The organism is Winogradskyella sp. KYW1333, from assembly GCF_003335675.1.
Classification (GTDB): Bacteria; Bacteroidota; Bacteroidia; order Flavobacteriales; family Flavobacteriaceae; genus Winogradskyella.
On sequence record NZ_QPHL01000015.1, the window covers coordinates 392,581 to 417,473 of the forward strand.

The 24,893-nt window shown below is 32.6% G+C and carries 23 protein-coding genes and 1 tRNA gene; 19 read left to right on the top strand and 5 right to left on the bottom strand.

Annotation, left to right across the window (positions count from 1 at the left end; genetic code table 11):
- Positions 1-40 precede the first annotated feature (40 nt).
- Together DUZ96_RS07485 and DUZ96_RS07490 are read left to right on the top strand one after the other, a co-directional pair.
- The gene (locus DUZ96_RS07485) at positions 41-1,507 is read left to right on the top strand and encodes a sodium:solute symporter (protein WP_114301311.1); all 1,467 of its coding nucleotides are present in this window, start codon (positions 41-43) and stop codon (positions 1,505-1,507) included.
- Positions 1,508-1,585: 78 nt separating this feature from the next.
- Positions 1,586-4,834 carry a VCBS repeat-containing protein gene (locus tag DUZ96_RS07490; RefSeq protein WP_114301352.1) on the top strand — a complete coding sequence of 1,083 codons (3,249 nt, stop codon included), beginning with the start codon at positions 1,586-1,588 and terminating at the stop codon, positions 4,832-4,834.
- 4 nt (positions 4,835-4,838) lie between these two features.
- Here DUZ96_RS07490 and DUZ96_RS07495 read toward each other — a convergent pair whose 3' ends face one another.
- On the bottom strand, positions 4,839-5,201 hold the full coding sequence (locus DUZ96_RS07495; protein ID WP_114301312.1) for a CoA-binding protein: 363 nt from the start codon (positions 5,199-5,201) through the stop codon (positions 4,839-4,841).
- A 352-nt stretch (positions 5,202-5,553) separates the two neighbouring features.
- Positions 5,554-6,564, bottom strand: a complete 1,011-nt coding sequence (locus tag DUZ96_RS07500; protein ID WP_114301313.1) for a 3-oxoacyl-ACP synthase III family protein — start codon at positions 6,562-6,564, stop codon at positions 5,554-5,556.
- A gap of 183 nt (positions 6,565-6,747) precedes the next feature.
- Between DUZ96_RS07500 and DUZ96_RS07505 the strand changes: the two genes are divergently transcribed.
- The 7 genes from DUZ96_RS07505 to DUZ96_RS07535 all read left to right on the top strand — a co-directional run bounded on the left by DUZ96_RS07505 (position 6,748) and on the right by DUZ96_RS07535 (position 15,066).
- Positions 6,748-9,192: a S9 family peptidase gene (locus DUZ96_RS07505; protein ID WP_114301314.1), complete on the top strand. Its 2,445-nt coding sequence runs from the start codon at positions 6,748-6,750 to the stop codon at positions 9,190-9,192.
- A gap of 155 nt (positions 9,193-9,347) precedes the next feature.
- Entirely contained in the window at positions 9,348-11,258 is a 1,911-nt protein-coding gene (gene htpG, locus DUZ96_RS07510) for a molecular chaperone HtpG (protein ID WP_114301315.1), read from the top strand.
- A 101-nt stretch (positions 11,259-11,359) separates the two neighbouring features.
- Positions 11,360-11,752, top strand: a complete 393-nt coding sequence (locus DUZ96_RS07515) for a hypothetical protein (RefSeq protein WP_114301316.1) — start codon at positions 11,360-11,362, stop codon at positions 11,750-11,752.
- Between the two features lie 158 nt (positions 11,753-11,910).
- Positions 11,911-12,087, top strand: coding sequence for a hypothetical protein (locus DUZ96_RS13110; protein WP_258774340.1), 177 nt, complete (start codon positions 11,911-11,913; stop codon positions 12,085-12,087).
- A 92-nt stretch (positions 12,088-12,179) separates the two neighbouring features.
- The gene (locus DUZ96_RS07525; RefSeq protein WP_114301317.1) at positions 12,180-13,154 is read left to right on the top strand and encodes a hypothetical protein; all 975 of its coding nucleotides are present in this window, start codon (positions 12,180-12,182) and stop codon (positions 13,152-13,154) included.
- Positions 13,155-13,223: 69 nt separating this feature from the next.
- Positions 13,224-14,591 carry a CotH kinase family protein gene (locus DUZ96_RS07530; protein WP_114301318.1) on the top strand — a complete coding sequence of 456 codons (1,368 nt, stop codon included), beginning with the start codon at positions 13,224-13,226 and terminating at the stop codon, positions 14,589-14,591.
- Between the two features lie 145 nt (positions 14,592-14,736).
- Positions 14,737-15,066 (top strand): hypothetical protein, encoded by a 330-nt coding sequence (locus tag DUZ96_RS07535; protein WP_258774341.1) that lies wholly within the window; start codon positions 14,737-14,739, stop codon positions 15,064-15,066.
- A gap of 175 nt (positions 15,067-15,241) precedes the next feature.
- Here the strand turns inward: DUZ96_RS07535 and DUZ96_RS07540 are convergent, their stop codons facing one another.
- Positions 15,242-15,922 (bottom strand): M15 family metallopeptidase, encoded by a 681-nt coding sequence (locus DUZ96_RS07540; protein WP_114301320.1) that lies wholly within the window; start codon positions 15,920-15,922, stop codon positions 15,242-15,244.
- A gap of 32 nt (positions 15,923-15,954) precedes the next feature.
- On the opposite strand from DUZ96_RS07540, the gene DUZ96_RS07545 reads away from it, so the two are divergent.
- The 10 genes from DUZ96_RS07545 to DUZ96_RS07590 all read left to right on the top strand — a co-directional run bounded on the left by DUZ96_RS07545 (position 15,955) and on the right by DUZ96_RS07590 (position 24,433).
- Positions 15,955-16,560: an alpha-ketoglutarate-dependent dioxygenase AlkB gene (locus tag DUZ96_RS07545; RefSeq protein ID WP_114301353.1), complete on the top strand. Its 606-nt coding sequence runs from the start codon at positions 15,955-15,957 to the stop codon at positions 16,558-16,560.
- A gap of 366 nt (positions 16,561-16,926) precedes the next feature.
- Positions 16,927-17,859, top strand: a complete 933-nt coding sequence (locus tag DUZ96_RS07550) for a S9 family peptidase (RefSeq protein ID WP_114301321.1) — start codon at positions 16,927-16,929, stop codon at positions 17,857-17,859.
- Between the two features lie 286 nt (positions 17,860-18,145).
- Positions 18,146-19,006, top strand: coding sequence for an SPFH domain-containing protein (locus DUZ96_RS07555; RefSeq protein ID WP_114301322.1), 861 nt, complete (start codon positions 18,146-18,148; stop codon positions 19,004-19,006).
- A 3-nt stretch (positions 19,007-19,009) separates the two neighbouring features.
- Entirely contained in the window at positions 19,010-19,192 is a 183-nt protein-coding gene (locus tag DUZ96_RS07560) for a hypothetical protein (protein ID WP_114301323.1), read from the top strand.
- Entirely contained in the window at positions 19,189-19,347 is a 159-nt protein-coding gene (locus tag DUZ96_RS07565; protein WP_114301324.1) for a DUF4177 domain-containing protein, read from the top strand. The genes DUZ96_RS07560 and DUZ96_RS07565 overlap by 4 nt, the downstream gene beginning before the upstream one ends.
- Positions 19,347-19,862: a hypothetical protein gene (locus DUZ96_RS12925; protein ID WP_181855247.1), complete on the top strand. Its 516-nt coding sequence runs from the start codon at positions 19,347-19,349 to the stop codon at positions 19,860-19,862. Before DUZ96_RS07565 ends, DUZ96_RS12925 begins: the two co-directional genes overlap by 1 nt.
- The gene (locus DUZ96_RS07575; protein ID WP_114301325.1) at positions 19,855-20,037 is read left to right on the top strand and encodes an Arc family DNA binding domain-containing protein; all 183 of its coding nucleotides are present in this window, start codon (positions 19,855-19,857) and stop codon (positions 20,035-20,037) included. Before DUZ96_RS12925 ends, DUZ96_RS07575 begins: the two co-directional genes overlap by 8 nt.
- 102 nt (positions 20,038-20,139) lie before the next feature.
- Positions 20,140-22,284, top strand: coding sequence for a carbohydrate binding family 9 domain-containing protein (locus DUZ96_RS07580; RefSeq protein ID WP_258774342.1), 2,145 nt, complete (start codon positions 20,140-20,142; stop codon positions 22,282-22,284).
- An 88-nt stretch (positions 22,285-22,372) separates the two neighbouring features.
- The gene (locus DUZ96_RS07585) at positions 22,373-23,683 is read left to right on the top strand and encodes a DUF819 domain-containing protein (protein ID WP_114301327.1); all 1,311 of its coding nucleotides are present in this window, start codon (positions 22,373-22,375) and stop codon (positions 23,681-23,683) included.
- A gap of 51 nt (positions 23,684-23,734) precedes the next feature.
- Complete coding sequence (locus DUZ96_RS07590) at positions 23,735-24,433, top strand: DUF4369 domain-containing protein (protein WP_114301328.1); 699 nt, start codon at positions 23,735-23,737, stop codon at positions 24,431-24,433.
- A 43-nt stretch (positions 24,434-24,476) separates the two neighbouring features.
- On the opposite strand, the gene DUZ96_RS07595 is transcribed toward DUZ96_RS07590, so the two are convergent.
- Together DUZ96_RS07595 and DUZ96_RS07600 are read right to left on the bottom strand one after the other, a co-directional pair.
- Positions 24,477-24,550, bottom strand: a tRNA-Thr gene (locus tag DUZ96_RS07595).
- A 7-nt stretch (positions 24,551-24,557) separates the two neighbouring features.
- Positions 24,558-24,827: a hypothetical protein gene (locus tag DUZ96_RS07600; protein ID WP_114301329.1), complete on the bottom strand. Its 270-nt coding sequence runs from the start codon at positions 24,825-24,827 to the stop codon at positions 24,558-24,560.
- Positions 24,828-24,893 lie beyond the last annotated feature (66 nt).

Below are 24,893 nucleotides of genomic sequence, written 5' to 3' on the forward strand. Positions count from 1 at the left end.
AAAATAGTATTTTTCTAAAATATTCTTAAATAAACGCTTTATGTCACCAGTTTCCATACTGATATTAATTGTAAGTTATTTTAGTATTCTCATCTTAATTTCCTATCTAACAGGTAAGGATGACAGTAACGCTGTTTTTTTTAAAGCCAATAAGCAATCACCATGGTATGTAGTGGCTTTTGGGATGATTGGCGCATCACTTTCTGGTGTCACATTCATCTCTGTTCCTGGATGGATAGAAGGATCGCAATTCAGTTATTTTCAGGTGGTACTAGGCTATATGTTTGGATATTTCGTGGTAGCTTTTATACTTCTACCACTTTATTATAGACACAATGTTACCTCAATCTATGAGTACTTGATGTTACGATTTGGCGTGGTGAGTCACAAAACAGGTGCTTTTTTCTTCTTTATTTCAAGAGTAATCGGTGCATCATTTAGGCTATTTCTTGTAGCCATTGTTTTGCAACAGTTTGTTTTTGATGCATGGAACATTCCGTTTGAGATTACGGTGATTATTTCAATTTTACTTATTTGGGTATATACTAATAAAGGTGGTATAAAAACTATTATTTGGACAGACACCTTACAAACCTTGTTTATGTTAATTGCTGTTATACTTTCAATATATTTTATCAATGACAATTTGGGCTGGTCATTCAATGAGTTTCTCGCATCAGATGAGCTTAAAAACTATGACAAGATCTTTATAACAGATAGCTTTTTAGAACGTAGTCATTTTATAAAATCTTTTTTAGGAGGTATGTTTATTACGATTTGTATGACAGGTCTCGATCAAGATATGATGCAAAAAAATCTCACGTGTAAATCTCTCAAAGATGCTCAAAAAAACATGGTGACATTTAGTATAGTGTTAGTTGCCGCAACTTTTCTCTTTATGCTTTTAGGTGCGTTATTATACATCTATGCTAATAAAAATAACATCGCAATTCCATTAATGGATGGAAATCCGAGAACTGATTTATTATTCCCTGAAATTGCCTTAAACAGTGGTTTAGGTATAACATTGGCTATCACGTTTATGCTTGGTTTAATAGCCGCAGCGTATAGTAGTGCAGATAGCGCACTTACATCGTTAACAACTTCATTTTGTGTTGATTTTTTAGATATCGATAAGAAACCTAAAAAAGACCAAAAAAGCCTCCGAAAAAAGATACATATCGCAATGAGCATTTTACTAATTGTCGTAATAATTATCTTTAAATATGTATTAACAAGTAATGTTATTGACAGTCTACTTACAGTTGCAGGATATACCTATGGGCCATTACTCGGCCTATTTGCATTTGGAATCTTTACCAAATATAAAGTTAAGGACAAATACGTTTGGATTGTGGCATTAAGCGCTGCTATTATAATTTCAATAATTGGATCAATTCCACCCGAAAACCTTGGAGGTTACACATTAGGTTACGAACTACTTCCAATTAATGGCTTAATAACATTTTTAGGACTTTTAATAATCAGAAAAAAGACGGTAAAATAAAATTGCGGTGGCATTAATGCATAAGGGAATAGCTTAAATTATTAGTATATTTGTTGCATGGATTTTGCTACTATTCCAATGAAAAAATTTTCTATACTAATATTAGTTTTTGCTTTTATTTTCGCATGCTCAAAAGAAGGAGATAAAAGCTCTGAAAACTCATCTTTTTTACTCACGGAAATTGCACCAGAAAACTCAGGTATTGATTTTTCAAACTTAGTTTCTGAAGATCCAACCCATAGCATTATTAATTACATTTATTATTATAATGGAGGTGGTGTAGCAGCAGGTGATATAAATAATGATGAGTTACCTGATTTGTTCTTTGTATCAAATATGGGTGATAATAAACTTTATCTCAACAAGGGTAATTTTAAATTTGAGGATGTTTCAGTCAAAGCTAATATTAATGGTAAATCCAACTGGCAAACTGGAGTTACTATGATAGATATTAATAATGATGGTTTGTTAGACATTTATGTCTGTGCTGTCTCTGGTTTGTTAGACTTTAAAGGTCATAACGAACTTTTTATAAATAATGGCGATGGCTCTTTTACTGAAAAGGCCAAGGACTACGGACTAGACTTTAAAGGCTACTCCACACAAGCATACTTTTTTGACTATGATAAAGATGACGATCTTGATGTATATATCGTAAACCATGCTGTACACACAACCCTTTCACATGGTAATGCTGATTTAAGAAATAAGCGCGTACCTCTTGTAGGCGATGTTCTTTTAAATAATAACAATGGTAAGTTCACAGACGTAAGTGAAAAGGCAAATATCTATGGTGGTGTAAATGGCTATGGCTTAAGTGCCACTGTTGCTGATTTTAATAATGACGGTTGGGATGATATATATGTTTGTAATGATTTTCATGAAGATGACTACTATTATTTAAATAATCAAGACGGCACATTTAAAGAAAGTCTTGGAGAATCTTTCACCACAATTAGCAGATTCTCTATGGGAAGTGATGCAGCAGATATTAATGGAGATGGATACCAAGATTTAATGACCTTGGATATGCTTCCTAAAGAAGAACGAATCTTAAAAGAGACCGAAGGTGATGATGCTATGTTTAATATGCAAGAACATCTTGATAACTTAGGTTATAAAGATCAATATTCACGCAATATGCTACAAATCAATAACGATGGTGCGTATTTTCACGAGACTGCCTTATTGAATAAAGTTGCTGATACTGATTGGAGTTGGGCACCACTTTTTGCAGATTTCAATAATGACGGCCACCAGGATTTATTTGTTTCCAATGGAATTTTAAGACGTCCCAATGGATTAGATTTTAAGAAGTATGTATCCAATGCCTTTAAGGGCCGAACGGAAAGTGAAGGCCTGGAATGGCTATTTAATTCTATTGGTGAAATGACTCATGGAAAAGTAACCAATGAAATTTTTGAAGGCAATTCTGAAAGATTAATAAGCCAAACTGGAAATTGGATAGAAAATAAACCAAGCCTTTCTAATGGCGCTATTTATGTTGACCTTGACAATGATGGTGACTTAGATATTGTTACAAACAACTTTAATTCGACTGCTGGCTTGTACAAAAATACAACTGACAATAATAGCAATTATATTTCATTAGATGTTAGCTATAAAGGCTCAAATATAGAAGGAATTGGTACAAAAGCAATTGTTTATGCCGATGGTAAAACTCAAACAAAGCAGATATTTAAATCTAGAGGGTTTTTATCTTCATTAGAGAGTAAGCTTCATTTTGGAATTGGTAGTACTGAAAAAATTGATTCTATAGAAATCATATGGCCTAATAATGAATACCAAACTATTCATACTCCAGACACAAACACATTAATAGCTATTGAATATACTGCTTCGGATAAGCTTTATGTCTACAATAACACTAAAAACAAAAGCTCCCTGTTTAATGCAGATAACAGTATTGATTACACGCATGTAGAAGATAATTATACAGATTTTTTAGAAGAAAAATTAATTCCATACAAGGTCTCAATATTTGGACCGGCTTTTGCCAAAGGTGATGTTGATGGTAACGGATTTGAAGATGTATATATTGGCAGTGCTTCAGGTAAAGTAAGTGAGCTATATCTTAACTCTGGATCTGGATTTAAATTATCAGAACAAAAAACATTCAAGAATGATGGTTATTATGAAGATAACGATGCCACATTTTTTGATGCAGACAATGACGGAGATCTCGATCTTTACGTAGCTACAGGTATTAATGAGTTGAAGGTAGAAGGATTAATGAAAGACAGACTATACATTAACGAAAATGGTCTATTTATAGATGCTTCAGACAGAATACCTTCTAACACCAATATTTCAACAAGTGTCGAAGCCCATGACTACGATAGTGACGGTGATACAGACCTATTTATTGGTAATCATTCAGTCGCAAATGACTACGGTAAAAAAGTGAAATCTTACGTTTTGAATAATGATGGTTCAGGTAATTTCACAATAAAAGAAACTCTTGAAGCTTCAAAAGTAACATCTGCTGAATGGACGGATATTAATGGTGATAATATCAAGGACCTACTCGTATCTTGTGAGTGGGATGCTCCAAAAATATATATCAATACTAACGGAAAATTAGAATTACTTGATATACCAGAAAAAATGAATGGTTTATGGCAGTCAATCAGCACATTTGACATTGATTCAGATGGTGACAAAGATATTTTGTTAGGAAATTGGGGACTCAACACAAAATTCAACCTTTATTTTGACGGCCCACTTTTATTATACTATTCAGACTTTGATAAAAACGGAATTAACGAAACACTAATTGCCTACAATAGAGATGGTAAATATTATCCACTAAACTCAAAGGATGAAATGGCTGGTCAAATGAATATTATGAACAAAATTTATTTAGATCATAAAAGTGTAGCAGGTAAAACGATAGAGGAAGTCATTAAACAAGGTAGTATTAAAAAAGCTGAAAAGTCAGTGGCTCACACTCTGGCATCTGGTTATTTAAGAAATGACAATGGTAAGTATTCTGAATTTATTGAATTTGAAGATGCCATGCAACTTGCACCAATTACAACTTTCGCAGAAATTAAGTCTGACAACATAACCAAGTTAATTGTTGGTGGTAATTCTGATAAAGTCAACACCTATCATGGTTCTTACACCTCATTGAAAGGATTACTGGTTGAAGACCAGTCCAATTATCAACCTGTTTCAAAATTAGGTATGTCTCCATTTAATGATCAAATAAAGCAAATTGAAGTTGTAAAGATGAGAGATAATAATGTGATTTTTGTCTTATCAAATAGTGCAGAGTTAAAGCAATATACTTACTCAGAATAAGAGATTAATATTGATTTGTAGCTAGCAAAACTAGTGTACAGGCAACTTCAACTTCAATATTATTTTCTTCCAATATTTTATATAGTTCAGGGTTTTCTGTACCAGGATTAAAAATAACTCGCTTAGGACTTAAACCAATTATATAATCATAATACGATTTCTGTCTTTGTGGACTAAGATACATTGAAATAGTATTAATATCATTATAAGAAATCAACTCTGTATCAATAGGCACATTATTAATTTCTCCTGACTTCAAGCCAAAGGCCTTTACTTCATGGTCCTTACCTCTTAATCTATTGATAGCAATATTCGAATAACGCTCAGGTTTTAATGAGGCACCTAAAACTAAAGTGGTTTTATTCATTTGTTAAAAAGATATTAAGTTCTATTAAATGTGGTAACACGTTGTAAAAATAGTCGCCTTAACACTTAGAAACTATCAAATCAATCAAAAAAAAATCAAAAAATGAAGTATTTCTTTTTAATACTATTAAATAAAAAAAACCGAAACAAGCGTTTCGGGTTTTTGTTAAAATTCACTTAAATATGTTAAAGTTTGAAATAAATCTGAATTCGTTACATCTTAAGTATGGAGATAAGTTTTAATTACGAAACTTTATAAAATTTATGTTTTATAATGTAGTGTTAGTTAAAGTTGGTTAATAGCTGAAAAAGCCCAGATTAATTATCTGGGCTTTTTTTGTTTATAATTAATATTACCATTTAATAATTGCACTCCCCCAAGTAAATCCACTACCAAAAGCTGCAAGAACGACATTGTCACCTTCTTTAATTTTACCATCTTCCCATGCCTCGGTCAATGCAATGGGTATTGAAGCTGCAGTCGTATTACCATAACGCATTATATTATTGTAGACTTGGTCGTCAGACAACCTAAACTTCTTTTGAATGAATTGAGCAATTCTGAGATTAGCCTGATGAGGAATCAACATATCTATATCCTCTTTTTGTAAATTATTGGTGATCAAGCCTTCGACTATAGCTTCACTAAATCTTACAACAGCATGTTTAAAAACAAATTGGCCATTCATATATGGATAATAAGATGTATCGTCAGGGTCATTTTCTTCCATAATAGCATCAATCCAACGTCCTGTGCTCGGTCCTTCCAAGGCTAATTCTTTTGCGTGTTTCCCTTCAGAATGCAAGTGAGTTGATAAAATACCTTTACTATTGTCCTCTTCTCTACTAAGAACTGCAGCACCTGCTCCATCACCAAAAATAACTGTTACACCTCTACCTCGAGTTGAACGCTCTAATCCTCCTGAGTGATTTTCACTACCAATTACTAATACATTTTTATACATGCCGGTTTTAACAAACTGGTCAGCAACAGATAATCCATAAATAAAGCCGGAACATTGATTTCTTACATCTAAGGCACCTATTGTGTCCATTTCCAATAACTCTTGGACCCTTACTCCTCCTCCAGGGAAATACATATCTGGACTTAAGGTTGCAAATACAATAAAATCAATATCGTCTTTCGTTAAACCTGCGCGTTCAATGGCTATTTTGGCCGCTTTCGCTCCCATAATAGATGTAGTATCGTCACTGGTTTTTGGATCTATCCAACGACGCTCCTTTATACCAGTTCGCTCTTGTATCCATTCATCACTGGTATCCATCCATTCTCTAAGATCGTTGTTTGTTACAACATTTTCTGGCAGGTATTTACCTAACCCTGTTATTCTAGAATTGTACATTAGTTGTTATATATAGTTAGATTAACAAATTTAACCCATTTGAATCTATTCCTAAACCTATTCGTTATGCATGCATAATAAATTTAACAGATTAAAAATTTCATTTAATTTTAACATGCCTATCAGATTTTGGAGATATTTTTTTGAGTAATTTAAAGGCACTAATCCATAATCAAAAAAATAATGAAACAATTACTCAGAATCTTCGTATTTCTTTTCGTGATTAATGGTTTTGCACAGCAGAATCTTACATATCAACAACCTTCTAATGAGATTTTAGAACTCGCTGATGTAGAATTAGCTCCAGGCGTTCAAATTGACAGTAAAGGTGAGCAAATGGTATTGCTTTATCGCAATCAATACAAATCAATTGCAGAGTTATCTGAAACAGAATTAAGATTAGCTGGTCTTAGAATTAATCCGGTAACCAATATTGGAAGCAGAACTAATTATTACACAAATATTAAGGTTAAAGGTGTAAAAGATAAAGACGCAAAACAAGTTTCTGGGTTACCAGAAAACGCAAGACTTTCAGGATTTAGATGGTCACCAGATGAAAGTATGATTGCCTGCCTTAATACAACATCCACTGGAGTAGAAGTTTGGGTATTAAATATTGCCAATGCCAAGGTCACAAAACTTACAGATGCTAAGGTCAATGCAAATATGGGAAGTACTATAAATTGGTTTAAAGACAACCAAAATCTTTTGGTTAAAATGTTACCTGCTGATAGAAAACCATTGATAAATACAGCAGTAGCTGTACCAACTGGACCAACTGTTTCGGTAAGTAATGGAGCTAAGGCACAAAATAGAACCTATCAAGATTTATTAAAAACACCTAATGACGAGTTTAACTTTGAACAGTTAGCAAGATCTGAGATTAAAAAGGTTTCCATTGATGGCAAAGTAGATGATTTTCTAGGTGCTGATATGTATAGAAGCATAAGCTTTTCGCCTGATGGTAATTATGTAATGATTACAAAGGTTAAAAAACCGTTTTCTTATTTAGTAACATTTGGCAGATTTCCTAGTGAAAGCACTATGTATAGCAAAAATGGCAACATAGTAACCGTTGTAAACGAAGTTCCTTTAGATGAAGTTAGACCTAAAGGATTTATGTCTACCAGACTTGGTAAACGCAATATGATATGGCGAGGCGACAAACCTTCTACTTTGGTATGGGCAGAAGCTTTAGATAGCGGTGATCCAGCAATAGAAGCAGAATATAGAGATGCTGTATATGAGCAAAACGCACCATTTAATGGACCAAAAAAAATGATCCTTAAAACAAAACAACGTTTTGCCGGGATAGAATGGGGAAATGACAATTCAGCAATGGCATATGATTATTGGTGGAATACAAGAAATACTAAAACATATATGTTTAATCCTTCTACTGCTGAGGCCAAAGTTATTTCTGATAGAAACTATCAAGATGTTTACAGCGATCCTGGAAATTTTGTGACCTCAAAAAATGAATATGGTAGCTACACACTCAATATGAACGGTGATAAAATTTACCTCATGGGTAATGGATATTCAAAGGAAGGACAGTTTCCATTCATTGATGAATACAATACAAAAACAGGCAAAACTAAGCGACTTTATCAGTCTAAGTATACGGATAAGTTAGAAAGTCTCAATAGTGCCTTAGATCTGAAAAAAGGTAAAATACTGGTTCGTATTGAGTCAAAAACCCAATATCCGAATTACTACATTAGGAATATAAATAAAAAAAACGATCTCACAGCTATAACAACATTTGAAAATCCGTTTAAAAGCCTTGAAACGGTGGACAAACGCGTCATCAGCTACAAACGTGATGATGGTTTAGATCTAGAAGGGACGCTCTATTTACCCTTAGACTATAAGGAAGGTGAAAAGTATCCAATGATTTTATGGGCATATCCTAGGGAATATAAGGATAAGGCTAGTGCATCTCAAAGTACGGCTAATCCAAACGAGTTTGTTTACCCATATTGGGGCTCACCTATATATTGGGTTACAAAAGGTTATGTTGTACTAGACGACGCCGCGTTTCCAATAGTTGGTGAAGGTGATGAAGAACCTAACGACTCGTTTAGAACACAACTTGTAGCTAATGGTAAAGCAGCAATAGACGCAGTTGATAATTTAGGCTACATTGATAGAGAAAAAGTTGCAGTTGGAGGGCACAGTTATGGAGCATTTATGACAGCCAATTTACTGTCTCATTCTAATTTATTTGCTGCAGGAATTGCAAGAAGTGGAGCCTATAATAGAACATTAACGCCTTTTGGTTTTCAAAGTGAAGAACGCAGTTATTGGGAAGCTCCAGAAATTTATTACAATATGTCACCTTTTATGCATGCAGACAAAATGAAAACACCATTACTACTTATTCATGGTGTGGCCGATAATAATTCCGGAACCTATCCATTGCAAAGCGAACGCTATTTTAATGCCTTAAAAGGACTAGGCGCACCAGTTAGACTGGTAATGTTACCTAAAGAAAGTCATGGTTATAGAGCCAAAGAATCAATAATGCATATGCTATGGGAGCAAGATAAATGGTTAGAAAAGCATGTGAAGAATAAAAAGAAGAAAGAAGAAAAGATTGAAGTTAAAGAAACAATCAAAAATTAAAAATATTCCGAAAACGAAAAACCATTCCACAGCCAATGGTTTTTTTATGCCATCTTGTCACAGTTTAATACTTGGTACTTTATTTGAATACGGGATTAGTGAAATAAACAATTAAAATCAAACCTGTTAATCCAGGAATAAAAAAACAACATATCATGGCAAAAGGAAATATTAATGTGTCGGTAGAAAACATTTTCCCGTTAATTAAAAAATTCTTGTACAGTGATCACGAAATATTTTTACGTGAATTAATCAGTAACGCAACAGATGCGACTCTTAAATTAAAGCATTTAACAAGTATTGGTGAATCTAAATCAGAGTACGGTGAACCAAAGATTGAAATAAAAATAGATAAAGAGGGAAAGAAACTTCATATCATAGATCAAGGAATTGGTATGAGCGCAGAGGAAGTTGAGAAATACATCAACCAAATTGCTTTCTCAGGTGCTGAAGAATTCCTAGATAAATATAAAGATACTGGTAAAGATGCTGGTATCATTGGTCATTTTGGATTAGGATTCTATTCATCTTTTATGGTTTCAGATAAAGTAGAAATTATTACCAAATCCCATACTGATGCTCCGGCTGCACATTGGGTGTGTGATGGTTCACCAGAATTCACTTTAGAGAAAGCAGATAAAAAAGAAAGAGGAACAGAAATCATTCTTCATATTTCTGAGGAGGAACAGGAATTTCTCGAAGAAGCAAGAATAAGAGAGTTACTCACAAAATATAACAAGTTTATGCCTATTCCGATTAAATTCGGAACTAAGGAAATTAACGATCCAGATTTCACTCCAAAAACTACAAAAGATAAGGACGGTAAGGAAACTACAGAGCCGCACAAACAAATCACAGTTGATAATATCATTAACAATCCTAATCCGGCTTGGACTAAGCAACCAGCAGATTTAAAGGATCAAGATTATAGCTCATTCTACAGAGAATTGTACCCAATGCAGTTTGAAGAACCACTGTTTCATATTCACCTTAATGTAGATTATCCATTCAATTTAACGGGAATCTTGTATTTCCCAAAGATGACAAATGACCTTAATATTCAGAAGGATAAGATTCAGTTATACCAAAACCAGGTATTTGTAACTGATAATGTAGAAGGTATAGTACCGGAGTTCTTAACCATGCTTCGTGGTGTTATAGACTCACCAGACATTCCATTAAACGTATCTCGTAGTTACTTGCAGGCTGATGGAAACGTTAAGAAAATTTCATCTTATATCACTAGAAAAGTAGCGGATAAATTGAAATCATTATTCAATAATAATCGTGAAGATTTTGAGAAAAAATGGGACGATATTAAAATTGTTATTGAGTATGGTATGTTATCTGAAGAAAAGTTCTTTGAAAAAGCAGATGCATTCGCTTTATATCCAACTGTAGATGGTAAATTTTACACCTTTGAAGAATTAACAAATGCTATTAAAGCTAAACAAACTGACAAGGATGATAAAATGGTAATTCTTTATGCCTCAAACAAGGATGAGCAACATGCTTACATACAAGCTGCAAAGGATAAAAATTATGAAGTTTTATTATTGGACTCACCAATAGTTAGTCATTTAATGCAAAAGCTAGAAACATCTAAAGAAAATATCTCTTTTGCACGTGTTGATGCTGATCATATTGATAACTTAATTAAGAAAGACGATACAACTATCTCTAAGTTGAGTGAAGATGAAAAAACCAAACTAAACGAGTTATTAAAAGAGGTTGTTCCTTCAGACAAATTCATGGTACAGTTGGAAGCAATGGATAGTAATGCGTCACCATTTATTATTACACAGCCAGAATTTATGCGTCGTATGAAAGAAATGCAACAAACTGGAGGGGGTGGTATGTTTGGTATGGGTAACATGCCAGAGATGTACAACTTGGTAGTGAATACAAATCATGACTTAGTGAATGAAATTCTTAACACAAAAACACGTAAAAAACAAGAGCGTTTAATAAATCAGAGTTTAGATTTAGCAAGGTTGTCACAAGGCCTATTGAAAGGCGAAGAGTTAACAAACTTTATTAAGCGTAGTTATGATATGATTAAGTAGTTGGAACGCTGACAGAAATTCAGGACCTTAAATAACAAAACCACTTCAATTTTGAAGTGGTTTTGTTATCTTTAGGTAACAGATATTTAAATCTTGTTATCATGCACTCTAATAATAAACTTAACACTTTTAGTGTATTATTTTTAATTAAAGGTATACTAACACTCTGCTTTGCGATTTTCTTTATATTTTATGTAGGGTTAGGATTTTTTGTAACCAGTGCTGTAGAACTAGACCAGTCTAAGGACATGCCTTTCAATCCTGGAATAATAATTATTATTCTTGGGGTAATTGGTTTAATTATAACAGTGACCTTGGGTATACTTAAAATTTTAGCCTCTAGTTACTTGAAATCAATTAAGAATTACAATTTTATTTTCGCAATGGCGGTTGTAAGCTGCTTAACAGGAATACTTGGAATTTTGCTAGGTGTATTCACTTTAATTGAACTTAGTAAACCTGAAATAAAACAAATGTTTGATAATAACAACTAGTACACTTTAGTTGAAATTTCATAAGTACTTTGCTTGAATTTGGCATTATCGACTAATATTTCAACAAGAAACAAAGAGAGGTTAGCATTAAAAGAAAAAGGTGTAAACGCAATTATTTTTAATATTAGAAAAAATCTGGATCTTCTTGGAAAATTACAGTGATCAACATTGCATTTCTATTAATAGGTATAGGTTTGGGTGTGCTAATAGCAAATATATTAGACACCTACACAGGTTTAGATGAAGATGCGGTTTATCCGTCAATAATATTCATAATTGCAGGTTTAGGCTTATATGTTGAGTACACTCAAACAAAAAAAGCGTTAGAAGATTAATAAATAAACCAATCAATGAAAAAACACCTCCTAATCAGAGGCGTTTTTTTATGTTTATAAATGATGTATCTTTAAATCCATACATATAAAGAATGCGTAAAATCCTTTTTCTATTTCTATTTTCTGCACAATTTGTTGGCGCACAAATTACCATCTTAGATAGCATTTCTAAACATCCAGTGAGTTATGCGGCTGTTTCATTTGGTAATGGGAATGGAATTTTTGCAGATGACGAAGGAAAATTTGTGTTTACAGAGAAGCTCTATCCAGATATAGATTCTTTATTTATTTCTGCATTAAGCTATAAAGATCTTAATATGAATTCCAATGAATTGATAGATACTTTATACATGGTTTCCCAAGCTGATGAACTAGACGAAGTAACTATAGAATTTAAACGGAATAGAAAATTTAAAGAAGAAAAGTTAAAACCATATTTAGATGATAATTATTATAATTGTTGGCTACCAACAATAGAATCTGAAATTGCTGTTTACTTTCCTAAAACAAACCTTAAAGACCAGGAAGTTTCATCTGTCATTTTCCCAATAGCTTTGGAATCTCGAGATTGGAAAAAAAGAAAACGTTCTAATAGCGAAAAAAAGAAGTTTTCAACCTTATTCAAGGTGAAATTTTATGAAAACGAGAATGGTAGTCCAGGTAAGGTTTTAAGCTATGAAACCATAGTTTTTCGAGCTACAGAGATAAATGGTGACTCTTTTACCTTAAACGTTGAGGATTTTAATATCTATGTTCCAAACAATGGTCTGTTTGTTTCATTACAGGTTTTGGGTTACACTGATCAAAACGGTAAGCTACTACCAAATAAAAAGTATAAAGAGGTACAAGCTAAAAATGGTATCATTAAAATACCAACTAATTTTAGACCGCTACTACCTTTTACCAGTCAATTAAGTGAGAAAAGAACATTTATAAAACGTGTATTTATCAATGGCAATAATTGGATTAATTTCAGTAATGACAAGGGCTTTAAATCAAGCCTATTGGATAAAGGGTTATTCAATTATGGTATAGGTATTGCATATAAGACCTATAAAGACGAATGAAATGGCTTAGCTTTATTTAAGTAAATTATAATAATTCTATTTTCGTAACATATAATATTAGAACCTAAAATGAAAACCGTTTATAGTTATATTATTCTTTGCCTAATTATCACAGTTACATATTCTTGCGAGAAAAATGATACTGGAGAACAAGATGAAGAAGTCATAATTTTACCAGAAAACAGATTACCACAAGTAAAAATAAATACAAATGGAGCGACCATTGTTGATGAACCCAAAATAATTGCGCAAATGACCATCACAATTAATGATGAAGTCGATTATGATGGTAATATTGGTATTGAAATAAGAGGATCATCTTCTCAATCATTCCCAAAAAAACAATTTGGCTTTGAAACGCGAGATGATGCAAATGAAGACCTTGATGTCTCCTTGCTGGGTTTCCCTGAAGAAGAAGATTGGATCTTATATGCTCCTTACAGCGACAAATCGTTGATTCGTAACATGCTTATCTATGACTTATCCAGAGAAATTGGCCGTTATGCCAGCCGAGCAAAATTTGTTGATGTTATAATAAATGAATCCTACAACGGAGTTTATGTCCTAATGGAAAAATTAAAAAGAGATGATAATCGTATCGATATCAATAAATTAAGAGAAAATGAAAATAGTGGAGAAGATTTAACTGGTGGTTATATACTTAAAATTGATAAAGCAGATGGCCCTAATAATACCATATATACCAATATAAATTCAATTACATCTACTTATACGCCAAACGATGCAAGTTCCGGACAGGAAATTCATTTTTTATACGACACACCAGACGAAGAAGATATTACACAAGAACAAAAAACCTACATCAGCAATTATATGTTAGCTTTTGAAAATGCTTTATCAAGTAATGATTTTACCGATCCTAATACTGGCTATTCTGCATATATAGAAACACAGAGTTTTATTGACTTCTTTTTACTTACCGAATTATCCAACAACGTAGATGGTTACCGCTTAAGTACTTGGCTCGTTAAAGATAAAAATGAAAAACTTCAAATGGGTCCTATCTGGGATTTCAATTTAGCTTTTGGTAATGCTGATTATTGTTCCGGTGGATCAACTAATGTTTGGGCATATAAATTTAATGAGAGATGTTCAAATGATTTCTGGCAAATTCCTTTTTGGTGGGATCGTTTACTTGAAGATCCAGAATTTGTATCTCAATTAAAACTCCGTTGGTTAGAATTGCGTGGTGGTTCACTCTCAAATAGCGCAATACTTCAAAAAATAGATTCTTATACAGAAACACTTAGCTTATCTGGTGGAATTCAAGAGAATTTTGAAAAATGGCCTGTCTTGGGTCAGTATGTATGGCCAAACAACTTCGTTGGAAATTCTTATGAAGACGAAAAGAATTACCTTATTGAATGGATAGAAGATAGATTAAATTGGTTAGATACTGAAATCACTGAACTTTGATTTTATTTTAAAAACTATTAAATATTTAACTTTGACAAATGAATTGGCTTTAAACCGAACTTAATGGACAAAGAATTATTAAATTACAGGATAGGCAATTCATTTAAGACTTATAAAGATGAATGAATCTATAGGCATTTATATTATGTCAGCGATTTATATAATCGCAGGAATATTGCATTTTGTTAAAACAAAAATGTATATGATCATAATGCCAGAGTATTTTTGCAACCATAAGAATTTAGTGATTTTAAGTGGTATAGCAGAAATAATTATGGGAATTGGGTTGTGTATTCCATCCCTTAAGACATTATCTTTATACTGTATTATCGCAATGCTGATAGTATTTTTAACCGTACATTTTTATATGCTTAATAATGATAAGGCATCATTAGGAATTCCAAAATGGATTTTAGTTCTTAGAATTCCCTTACAGTTCGCTTTAATGTATTGGGCATGGTTATATATAGATTGATTATATGAAAGACTAAACAGGACTAATAATCGCATTTATAGGAATTGTAATACTCGCAGGAGTTATTGGATATCAAGCTAAAACTGAAGAATCTGCTCCTGCGTTTATAGTTATAGGTTTAGCAGTAAATATTGTTGGTGTAATTATACACTTCAAGCGCAACATGAAAAAGTAGTTACTCAACAACAAAGTCGAAGTAGGTTTCCGGAAAGGGTTCCCCACGCAAGGTAAAATGCCACCATTCTTTAGGATAATTCCTAAATCCATGTTTTAACATCACTGTCTGCAACAACTGTCTATTCATTTTTTGAGTTTCAGAAATACTTTGGTAATCAACCCAAGATTGTTGCCCAAAAAAATCATAAGGACTACCCATATCTAGTGGTTCACCTGTAATTACATTAATAATAGTCAAGTCTAAAGTACTACCTCTACTATGGCCAGATCTCGATGCTATATATTCTTCCTTAAAAAGATTTTCCTTAGCAACATCTGGATAAAATTGTGATTTATTAATTGTATCATTTAAATCTCTAGCCCATCTTATAAAATGATTTACAGCACGCTGGGGCCTGTAGCCATCATAAACCTTTAAACATAGATTTTGTGACTGGAGTTCCTCTTGTACTAACATTAATTTATCTGCAGTCTCTTTAGTAATAATAAGTTTATTGGAATGATAACCTTCAATAGTATCACCAACAAAATTATTGACTGAAAAATACCGTAGCTCTATATCTAGATCATTTATAACATCCCTAGCATAAACAAAACCTGTCGGTAGCATCGTTTGTCGCTGACCCAAGCTTAACAATCCACTTGTTAAAAGAAGAATTAAAAGAGTTTTTAATTTCATACCTAAGCACTAATTTAGTCAAAAAATATGCTATGGAATTGTTTTCAAACGATAATCAATACTTTAATTTACCTAATGCAGAACTGATTTATGTACCTAGCTTTTTGTCTTGTCAAGAAGCAGATAAATATTTTAACTCTATTAACGAAACTACCAATTGGAGACATGATGACATAACAGTTTTCGGTAAAACCTATAAACAACCACGTCTTACAGCGCTTTTTGGTGAATCTAATAAACAATATGCATATTCTAACATAACAATGTATCCAGAAGAATTCACAAAAGAATTAGAAACAATTAAAGAAAAGATTGAAACCTTGTCTAACGCCACGTTTAATACTGTCCTTGTAAATCTATATAGAGATGGAAATGATAGTAATGGATGGCATGCAGACAACGAAAAGGAATTAGGTCAAAATCCTATTATAGCATCATTAAGCCTTGGTCAGTCACGACCATTTCATTTTAAACACAGAACCATAAAAGAAGAACGTCATAAACTTTTATTAGATCATGGCAGTTTACTAATAATGAAAGGTGAAATGCAACATTATTGGCTACATCAAATTGCAAAAACAAAACTTAAAATATCACCAAGAATCAATCTTACATTTAGAAAACTTTTAGATGCATAAAACAAAAAACCGGGTTCCCTCAAACCCGGTTTTTCTAATTTGCTTTTTTTATTATGTAAGTAGATTTAGGGTCTCTAAGTCAACACAACATAATGCAAATATTAATTAATTAATCCATTGAACTAAAAACTAAATTTTAGTACACTTCAAATATAGAATTAGGATTTAATTTTGACGCCAAAAAACATATTTAATCGATGTAATGCATAAAATTTTAACTTTTAAAGATGAAATTATGCATTTCATCGATGAAATACAATTTAAAAAATCATTAAAATGATAGGACTAATACTAAAACTGACTTAAATTTATTTTAATTTTAGACATAAAATCCGTTAATAATTAACTTAGATTTTAAAAAACAATATGAAAACACAGATTTATACACTGCTAATTTTAATTTCAAATTTGTGTTTTTCACAAAATGAAGAAAATACATTTTTATCAAGCGAATTGTCTATCACTAAATGGATTGATGGTACATTGTTAATTCCTGAACAAAATGAGGCCAACAAATTGGCAATCATAATTGCTGGATCAGGACCTACCGATAGAAATGGAAATCAAAACTTTCTTATAAACAACTCCTTAAAAAAACTTGCTGAAGAATTAACCAACAACGGTATTGCTACATTCAGGTATGATAAACGTATAGTTAAGCAAATTAGACAGGGAAATTTAGATAACAATATAAAGTTTGATGATTTTATAAATGACGCATCTGATGTCATTACTCATTTTAAAACGAGCAATCAATTTTCAGAAATATTTGTTATCGGTCATAGTCAAGGTAGCTTAGTTGGAATGATTGCATCACAAGACAAGGTTAATGGATTTGTTTCTTTGGCTGGAACTGGTCAAAACATTGGTGATGTTATTATAGAACAAATTAATAATACAGCGCCTATGCTTAAAGAAGATACTGAGCAGGTTGTATCAATTTTAAAAGCTGGTAAAACCACAAATGATTATCCTTTAGCATTATCCTCAATGTTCAGTAAGGATATTCAACCATTTATGATAAGCTGGATGGCTTATAACCCAACTAATATCATTAATTCATTAAACTGCCCAGTTCTTATAGTTAATGGCACAAAAGACCTTCAAGTTTCAGTAAAAGAAGCCGAATTATTGAAACGAGCCAACGATAACTCTAATATTGTAATAATAGAAAAGATGAATCATGTACTAATTGAAATAGAAGGTGATGATTTAGAAAATTCTAAGTCTTACAATGAGTCCTTTAGAAAAATTTCACCTACCCTAATTGAAAACATTACAAACTTTATTAAATCTTAAGCTATCCCGATTATGAGCATTTAAAAAAGCATCTCATAATTGAGATGCTTTTTTACTAACTAACTAACCAAACTGTAATGTAACGATTTTGAAGTAATGTTACATTAAGTAACTCTCGTTTGAAACATCACATAATGTATATAGCAAACCTTGTGCCAAACTTTATTTTTAAATTTTAATAAATAAAGTGTAACAAAATATTTCATTTGTATACTTATGAAATAAATTATATCTTTATAATATCATTTTAATATCAATTTAAATTAATCAATTAATCAGTTAAATTATGAAAGAAGAGAAAATTATTGTCCCAGCAAATGGCTATTTAATGCTGTTTATATTTCTAATCCTATTTTTTGGAAGTATAGCGCTATTCCCAATTACTAAAACTGGTTGGCCAGCCTTCGGTATAGTAATTTCACTTTTATTGGTCTTTGGCTTTATAATGGTACAACCAAATGGGTCTAGAGTTTTGCTATTGTTTGGAAAATATGTAGGTACAGTGAAGAAAAATGGTTTTTATTGGGTAAACCCATTCTTTACAAAAAAGAAGATCTCTTTAAGAGCCAGTAATTTTGATAGCGAAAGATTAAAAGTCAACGATAAGTTAGGAAACCCTGTAATGATCAGTACTATTTTGGTTTGGCGTGTACAAAACACATATAAAGCCGCATTCGATGTAGACAACTATGAAAATTTTGTGCGAGTACAAACAGATGCAGCTGTGCGTAAACTCGCAAGCATGTACCCTTATGACAACTTTGCTGATGAAGGACATGACGAAGATATTACGCTTAGATCTAGTGTAAACGAGGTAAGCAATGCACTAGAAAAAGAAATTGACGAAAGATTGTCAATAGCAGGTATAGAAGTTCTAGAAGCACGAATTGGATATTTAGCATATGCGCAAGAGATTGCCAACGCAATGCTTAAACGTCAGCAAGCCACAGCAATTGTTGCTGCAAGACATAAAATTGTAGAAGGAGCAGTTAGCATGGTAGAAATGGCCATAGAGGAATTAAATAAAAATGAAGTAGTAGAACTAGATGAGGAACGCAAAGCTGCTATGGTAAGCAACTTAATGGTGGTACTTTGTGGTGACAAGGATGCATCTCCAGTAGTAAACACAGGTACACTAAGTCATTAAAAAATGAACAATAAACAGATATATAGTATTGCAATAAGTAGTGTCTTGGGAACAAGTATTGGCACTGCCATTGGTGCAATACTTGATGATGTTGCTATGGGCACAGTATATGGAATGTTGGCGGGTATTATTTTAAGAGCCATTATATCAATTACAGTACTAAATAATAAAGAGGAAGAAAAATGAAAGAGTACAAAGTTATACAGCCTAAACTAGGGTTTAGAAATCGCCTGCAGAATTTTGAAGACATTTTAAATCAATATGCCAGAGAAGGCTGGAGCGTCAAATTCATTGGCCAAGGTTTTATGAGTGTAGTATTAGAACGTAATAAAAACAGATAATGCGAATTTTTAAAGAAGAACAAAGATTTAACCAATTATGGATCATCATACTAATAATGGTTAGTATGCTGGTTCCCCTTGGTATTATAGTCGGAACCTATTTAAAGAAACCTGATAGTTTTACAACGACTGAGTTTTTAATTATTATCGGAATACTAATTATTGCTTCAGGAATTATATTTCTTTTTAAACTTTCTACTAGAATAGACGAATATGGTATTCATTATAAATTTTTTCCATTTCATATAAAGTACCGAGGCATTCAATGGAATGAAATTACCGAAGCATATGTTAGAAAATATGATGCCCTAAATGAATATGGTGGCTGGGGTTTAAAAGGTGGTGCATTATGGAAAAAATCCAAAGGCGTTGCCATCAATGTTTCTGGTGATATTGGTATACAACTTGAATTAAAAAACGGAAAAAGGCTTTTAATAGGTACACAGAAAGAAAATGATACCAAGAAAATATTAGCAACATATAAATCAAAGATTAAAAAAGTAGAAAATGGCTAAGAAAAAAGCATTTGCACTGAGAATCAATGAAGATATGCTTAAAGCTATTGAAAAATGGGCATCTGATGAGTTTAGAAGTACCAATGGACAAATAGAATGGATGCTAATGCAATACCTTAAGGAAAACAAAAGACAACCTAAATCATCAAAAAAATCCACAAGCTCTGATTCTTAATTCTTTAAAAAATTAATAATTCTATTATTTTTGGTTCACACTAACCAATCTTAATTGAAAAGCTTACTCAAATTTATATTGCTTTGTACATCATCCTTGATGATGGCACAAACCAAATCTTTCGAAGTAAAATATATTTCTGAGACCATAATTTTAGATGGTCAATTGAATGAATCTTCATGGAGCAAGGCTAAACCTGCAACCGACTTTTGGAATTATTTTCCAACGGATTCGTTACAAGCCAAGCAACAACCAGTGATCAAAATGCTTTTTGACGATACCAACCTCTATATAGGCATTAAAGTCAACGCTCCTGGAAATGAGTTTATAGTTCCTTCTCTAAGACGTGATTTTAGAGCTGGTGGGAGCGATAATATCACACTCTTATTTGATACTTTTAATGATGGAACCAATGCGTTTATTTTTGGCTCAAATCCTGAAGGCGTGCAACGTGAAATGCTCTTATCTGGAGGCGGTACTGAACTTAGAGGTTTTAATATGGCTTGGGATACAAAATGGAGAAACGAAACTGTAGCCCACGACGATCACTACATTTCAGAGTGGATCATTCCACTTTCAGCTTTCAAATATAGAGAAGGTGAAACAAAATGGCGATTTAATAGTTACCATTTTGACACTCAAGATAATGAGAATAACACCTGGGTAAGAATTCCTCAAAACCAGTTCATTTTCAACTTAGCATTTATGGGTGATATGATTTTTGAAAAGCCTTTGGGCAAATCCAAATCACCCATTTCCATAATACCGTACGTTAATGAATTAGTAGGTAAAGACTATGAATCTGACACACCTTCATCATCAGATTTTAAATATGGCGGAGATGTAAAAATGACCATTAATAACAGTCTAAATTTAGATTTAACTATAAATCCTGATTTCTCACAGGTAGAAGTAGATCAGCAAGTAACGAACTTAACGCGCTTTGAAGTTTCTCTACCAGAACGTAGGCAATTCTTCATTGAAAACAGTGACTTGTTTAATGACTTTGGTAATGCAAGAGATTCCAACCCCTTCTTTTCGCGTCGCATTGGGATTGCTACTGATTTAGATGGAAACAATATTGAAAATGATATTATAGCGGGTGTAAGGCTAAGCGGTAAGTTAAACAACAATATGCGAATTGGGATATTAAATATGCAAACCGCAGAGGATAAAACTAATGAAATCGCAACTACAAATAATGCCTTAATTACTGCTCAATATAAATTATTCAAAAGGTCAAATATCAGCCTCATGTTTATCAACAAACAAGCTACTAAAGATTATGATTTCACCTCTTCTGACGACCGTTATAATAGAGTATTTGGTATTGACTATAGACTTGCATCAGAAGATAACACATGGACTGGTAAGTACTATTTTCATAAATCTTTCTCTCCCAATGTAAATAGTAATGACCTCTCATTTGGTGCTTCAACAGAATACAATTCAAGAAATTATAATATTAGATTGAGCGGATTGTTTGTTGGTGATAATTTTAGATCAGACCTTGGTTTTATTAGACGTACAGACATTTTTAAAATAAACCCTCAATTTACACGTAACTTTTGGCCAAAGAAAGGACCATTGCAAAAACATAGTTTTTCAATTACTCCTATTTTTATTTGGAGGCCAGAGCTTAATTTTGAAAACTCTGACTATACAATAATTAGTAGATGGGAAGGCTCATTACAAAACACAGCTAATCTTCAGTTCGAAATGTTTAACAGGTTCATACACTTGTATGATGAATTTGAGCCCACAGGTGTTGATAATGCCATACCACTTCCCATTGGAGATTATTATGCTACTACAATTGGTGCTAGTTATCGATCAGATAGAAGAAAAATACTTTCATATTCAATTAACCCTTCAGTGGGACGTTTTTTTAATGGTGATATTTTTACCTTGAATGCCAATCTTAATTATAGATTTCAACCACATTTCTCTACATCTATTCAATTAAACTACAACAACATAAATTTGCCCGATCCGTATTCTGATGCAAAACTTTGGTTGATTGGACCTCGTTTTGACATAACTTTTAATAAAAACCTCTTTTGGGCAACATTCTTACAATACAACAATCAGCAAGATAATTTTAGCGTAAACACCAGACTGCAATGGCGTTTTGCACCTCTTTCAGATTTATTTTTAGTCTATAATGACAACTATTTTGTTGAGAATGCTTTTGCGCCCAAAACCAGATCAATAAATTTGAAACTTACATATTGGTTAAATATTTAGGTACTTCTATTATGAAATTATACCTACCAAAATAGCCCCTTTATTTGGTGTTTTATTTTTGTATTTTGCATACTCTTAAAACTCAACTATGGACACTTCTCCTATCTTTACAGACGACACTATTGTATTTGGACTCCTAATGTTAGCATTAGGTTTTGTTTTTATTACAGAATCTATAAAAACCGGATTCTGGCCTAAGTTTTATAAAATTGTACCTGGCCTTTTTATGGCATATATGTTACCAGCTGTTTTAACTACTGCTGGGCTCATTGCCCCTGAGTGGAAAACTATTACGGAATCTGGTGATGAAATTGAGCACAGTACAAATTTATACTATGTAGCAAGTCGTTATTTACTACCTGCAGCTTTAGTTTTAATGACTTTAAGTATTGACTTAAAAGCTGTATTTAACCTTGGATGGAGGGCCTTGGTAATGTTTTTCACTGGAACCATAGGCATCATCATTGGAGGTCCAATTGCAATTTTACTAATTGCCACTGTAGCACCGGATGCAGTTGGAGGAGTTGGTCCTGATGCCGTATGGAGAGGACTTTCAACACTTGCCGGAAGTTGGATTGGTGGTGGCGCAAACCAAACAGCAATGTTAGAGATTTATGGTTACAACCAAGCCAAATATGGAGGAATGGTGTTTGTTGATATTGTTGTTGCCAATATTTGGATGGCCATAATTTTAATTGGTATTGGCAAACGAAATAGAATAAACAGATGGTTAAAAGCAGATACTACGGCGATCGAAACACTAAAGGAAAAAGTGACATTATTTTCCGAGAAAGTTAAACGAAACCCATCTTTAACAGACCTAATGATTATATGTGCCATCGCCTTTGGCGCAGTGAGTATATCACATCTATGTGCTGGTTATTTAGCTCCACTTTTTGAGAATTTAGTATCAGGAATTGAATCTGTTACAACTAGAAATGTATTCACCTTCTTAGAATCTAAATTCTTTTGGATGATTAGCATCGCAACAATAATAGCTATTCTGTTATCTTATACTAAGGCCAGGAGTTACGAAGGTGCTGGAGCAAGCAAATTTGGAAGCGTTTTCATATATATTTTAGTTGCCACTATAGGAATGAAGATGGACTTGACTTTAATCTTTGAAAATGGCTGGTTAATTACTATTGGTGTGGTTTGGATGACCATACATGCGGTACTTTTAATTCTTGTTGCTAAGTTTATCAAAGCACCATATTTCTTCCTTGCCGTAGGAAGTCAAGCAAATGTGGGAGGTGCAGCTTCTGCACCCATTGTTGCTTCGGCTTTTCACCCATCCTTAGCTACAGTAGGAGTTTTACTAGCCGTATTTGGCTATGCTGTTGGTACAATAGCGGCAATTGGTTGTACAATTTTAATGGAATTAGCGGCAGTTAGTTAGTAATTTAAAAACAAATAATAGATATTTGTATTCCTAAATTAAATCCTAAAAATGACTAAATCATATAAGATATTTACAACTTTATTTTTTGCATTACTACTTGCTTCCTGTAACAATTCTAATGAATCTAATTTCACTTTAAAAGGAACAATTAAAGGGCTTAAAAAAGGCAAGGTATATTTACAAAAGGATGGAGACTCATCAGTGGTAAATTTAGATAGTTTACAAATTACAGGACAGCCAGAATTTGTTTTACAAACTAATCTCGATGAGCCAAAACTTCTTTACTTAAAACTTTTTAAGAATGATGGCGAAGAACATTTTATACCATTTTTTGCAGACCATGGTATTACAGAAATAAATACAACATTGAAAAACTTTAATTTTGATGCTTCAATTAAAGGATCTAAACAACAAGAGCTTTTAGAAGGTTATTTAGATATAATGGAAGGTTACAAAAACCAAAATTTAGATTTAATAGAGGTTGCTTTAATAGCCCAAAAAGATGGAGATTCTATTGCTTTTGATTCTATTAACAAACTGTCTGAACGATTAGTGAAAAGAAAATATTCATATACCATACAATATGCTATGAATAATTCTGATAGTGAAATTGCACCATATTTAGCACTTTATGAAGTTCCTAGTGCCAATCCTATATACATCGACTCAATTTATAATGGATTAACTGATAACATCAAAGTGTCCTTTTACGGAAAAAAGCTCAAGGAGTTTATAGACAAAAGATAATAAATAAAAAAACTCCAACTATTTTAGTCGGAGTTTTTTATTGAGCCGATAGAGGGCCACGAACCCACGACCTGATGATTACAAATCAGCTGCCCTAGCCAGCTGAGCTATATCGGCTTGATAATTATTTTAATTTATTGATTTTGTCAATTAGGCTTATACCTTTTGACTCAAGATCATTATTAATTGCCTTAAAGTGTGCTTTTTTATCCTCAACACTCCTATCATTGACCCTAGTGATTAATTCATCAAATGTTGCAATCGCTTCGTCAATTATAGCCTCGCTCTGTTTTGTTGGTTTTTCAGCATTTGCCAACTCCCAAATATAAACTGCCTCTATAATATCTCCTAAGACGTAGTTTATGTCCTTTTTTAAATCTCTTTTATTAGCCATAGTTAATTGAATTTTGTGGTACAAAAGTAATAAATACTTAAGTTAAATAATTAGAAATACACCTTT

Coding starts and splice junctions, on each gene's coding strand:
- DUZ96_RS07565 (WP_114301324.1), top strand. CDS start 19,189: ATGAAAGAGTACAAAGTTATACAGCCTAAACTAGGGTTTAGAAATCGC.
- DUZ96_RS07485 (WP_114301311.1), top strand. CDS start 41: ATGTCACCAGTTTCCATACTGATATTAATTGTAAGTTATTTTAGTATT.
- DUZ96_RS07560 (WP_114301323.1), top strand. CDS start 19,010: ATGAACAATAAACAGATATATAGTATTGCAATAAGTAGTGTCTTGGGA.
- DUZ96_RS07575 (WP_114301325.1), top strand. CDS start 19,855: ATGGCTAAGAAAAAAGCATTTGCACTGAGAATCAATGAAGATATGCTT.
- DUZ96_RS07555 (WP_114301322.1), top strand. CDS start 18,146: ATGAAAGAAGAGAAAATTATTGTCCCAGCAAATGGCTATTTAATGCTG.
- DUZ96_RS07505 (WP_114301314.1), top strand. CDS start 6,748: ATGAAACAATTACTCAGAATCTTCGTATTTCTTTTCGTGATTAATGGT.
- DUZ96_RS07525 (WP_114301317.1), top strand. CDS start 12,180: ATGCGTAAAATCCTTTTTCTATTTCTATTTTCTGCACAATTTGTTGGC.
- DUZ96_RS07580 (WP_258774342.1), top strand. CDS start 20,140: ATGGCACAAACCAAATCTTTCGAAGTAAAATATATTTCTGAGACCATA.
- DUZ96_RS07500 (WP_114301313.1), bottom strand. CDS start 6,564: ATGTACAATTCTAGAATAACAGGGTTAGGTAAATACCTGCCAGAAAAT.
- htpG (WP_114301315.1), top strand. CDS start 9,348: ATGGCAAAAGGAAATATTAATGTGTCGGTAGAAAACATTTTCCCGTTA.
- DUZ96_RS07585 (WP_114301327.1), top strand. CDS start 22,373: ATGGACACTTCTCCTATCTTTACAGACGACACTATTGTATTTGGACTC.
- DUZ96_RS07550 (WP_114301321.1), top strand. CDS start 16,927: ATGAAAACACAGATTTATACACTGCTAATTTTAATTTCAAATTTGTGT.
- DUZ96_RS12925 (WP_181855247.1), top strand. CDS start 19,347: ATGCGAATTTTTAAAGAAGAACAAAGATTTAACCAATTATGGATCATC.
- DUZ96_RS07515 (WP_114301316.1), top strand. CDS start 11,360: ATGCACTCTAATAATAAACTTAACACTTTTAGTGTATTATTTTTAATT.
- DUZ96_RS07540 (WP_114301320.1), bottom strand. CDS start 15,922: ATGAAATTAAAAACTCTTTTAATTCTTCTTTTAACAAGTGGATTGTTA.
- DUZ96_RS07530 (WP_114301318.1), top strand. CDS start 13,224: ATGAAAACCGTTTATAGTTATATTATTCTTTGCCTAATTATCACAGTT.
- DUZ96_RS07600 (WP_114301329.1), bottom strand. CDS start 24,827: ATGGCTAATAAAAGAGATTTAAAAAAGGACATAAACTACGTCTTAGGA.
- DUZ96_RS07535 (WP_258774341.1), top strand. CDS start 14,737: ATGTCAGCGATTTATATAATCGCAGGAATATTGCATTTTGTTAAAACA.
- DUZ96_RS07490 (WP_114301352.1), top strand. CDS start 1,586: ATGAAAAAATTTTCTATACTAATATTAGTTTTTGCTTTTATTTTCGCA.
- DUZ96_RS07545 (WP_114301353.1), top strand. CDS start 15,955: ATGGAATTGTTTTCAAACGATAATCAATACTTTAATTTACCTAATGCA.
- DUZ96_RS07495 (WP_114301312.1), bottom strand. CDS start 5,201: ATGAATAAAACCACTTTAGTTTTAGGTGCCTCATTAAAACCTGAGCGT.
- DUZ96_RS07590 (WP_114301328.1), top strand. CDS start 23,735: ATGACTAAATCATATAAGATATTTACAACTTTATTTTTTGCATTACTA.